This is a genomic window from Bradyrhizobium sp. UFLA05-125 (assembly GCF_059803515.1).
In genome coordinates, this window is sequence record NZ_JBANBJ010000174.1 from 1 (window position 1) to 1,135 (window position 1,135).

1 protein-coding gene is annotated in these 1,135 nt (G+C 62.6%); it reads left to right on the plus strand.

Annotated elements, in window-relative coordinates; genetic code table 11:
• Positions 1-95: 95 nt before the first annotated feature.
• Entirely contained in the window at positions 96-836 is a 741-nt protein-coding gene (locus SO156_RS45805; protein WP_458145445.1) for a TetR/AcrR family transcriptional regulator, read from the plus strand.
• Positions 837-1,135 lie beyond the last annotated feature (299 nt).

A 1,135-nucleotide genomic window follows, 5' to 3' on the forward strand; every position in this document is an offset into this window, starting at 1 on the left:
GATGAGGCCGATTCGGCCAAATTCGCGGTGACGCCCCTCTTGCTGCGCGTTATAGAGCGATGACGATGATCACGATCGCGCAGGAATCATTGGGCATGGGATTGACTGCGACCAAGACAAGAGCGGCGAAACGAGAGGTCCCGAGATCGCGCGGCGGCCGGCCGACCAAGAGCGCCGCCATCGAACGCGACCAGCGGCTGATCGAGGTCGCAACACGCCTGTTCCTCGACCGCGGCTATGACGCGACCTCGCTGGATGCCGTGGCGGAAGCTGCCCGGGTCAGCAAGCCCACCGTGTACGCGCGCTATGGCGACAAGCGCGGATTGTTTGCCGAGGTTTTGAGACGCGAGATCGCCCGCTGGCTGGCGCCACTTGCCGAGGCCGCCGAGGTGCAGCTCACGCGCCCCTCGGACATTTCGGTCGAGCAGCGCCTGATCGAGATCGGGCGCGAGATGCTGATGTTCACCTGCGGTCCCGACGCCGTCGCCTTCAGCCGTATGATGACGTCACAGGCCATCAACTTCCCCGACATCGCCAAGCTCGGCAAGGAGGAAGGCTGGATGAAGGCCGTCGCCACGACGGCGCGTTTCTTCGATCATCTGGTCGCGCAGGGCGCGATGGATCTCGAGGATACCGGCATCGCGGCCGAGGTCTTTCTCGACGTGGTCGTCGGCCATACCCATCGGATGGCGACGTTCGGCACACCGCTTGAGATGAAGACGGCCGAAAAGCGCATGCGCTCGGCAATTCGGCTGTTCCTGGCCGGTGCGCTCGGCCCCCCGGGCCGAGTCCAGGCCATCTCCAAAGGCGCGGTTCGGCGCCGCCCGTCCCGCTGACAGATTCGTGACCGGTTAACTCCGACGCTTGGGCGAATTGCGTCTTGATCGTAATAAAACGATACGGTATGGTTTAGTTTATAAGCAAGGTACGGGCTGATGCCTTCCCAGCCCCTGGCAGGCCTGTACCGTTCTTAAGACTTTGATCGTTGCAACATCCTACGCTGTTGCAACGCTCCGCGGCCGACCAGTTGCCCCCGGTCGGCCGCGCAATTCTGTTCAAGACAGCCCGGACCATCCGCCGGCAGAGTCAGACTCAAGGATGGAGAGTTCAAGAATGCGTGTGCCGAAATACTGGA

What these genes read in the sequence shown, in the direction of transcription:
- SO156_RS45805 (WP_458145445.1), top strand. Translation starts at nt 96, where the DNA reads ATGGGATTGACTGCGACCAAGACAAGAGCGGCGAAACGAGAGGTCCCG.